This window comes from Shewanella sp. S1-49-MNA-CIBAN-0167, from assembly GCF_040310145.1.
In the GTDB taxonomy this organism is placed as follows: Bacteria; Pseudomonadota; Gammaproteobacteria; order Enterobacterales; family Shewanellaceae; genus Shewanella; species Shewanella psychromarinicola.
This window is the reverse complement of record NZ_JBEOPO010000491.1, coordinates 1-237: the sequence shown is the minus strand read 5'-3', so window position 1 is coordinate 237 and position 237 is coordinate 1. Positions and strand designations below refer to the sequence as shown.

The window sequence follows — 237 nt, the reverse complement described above, 5'->3', positions numbered from 1 at the left end:
CTATTTGAAGAAGCAAAAGGCGGTACGGTGTTTCTTGATGAAATTGCCGAGATGTCTAAAACCGCACAAGTTAAATTATTGCGTTTATTACAAGACGGAACTTTTAGACGGATTGGTGGCGATGAAGAAGTACGCGCCGATGTGCGGATTATTTGTTCAACCCAAAAACATTTGGCTGAACTTTGCCAATCCGGTGAGTTTAGAGAAGATTTGTACTATCGAATCCATGTCTTAAGC

At 40.9% G+C, this 237-nt stretch carries 1 protein-coding gene; it reads left to right on the top strand.

The genetic code is table 11. From position 1 onward, the window contains the following. Positions 1 to 237, top strand: a 237-nt coding sequence (locus AAEZ00_RS22135; protein WP_351090192.1) for a sigma 54-interacting transcriptional regulator, incomplete at both ends; no start/stop codon positions are given.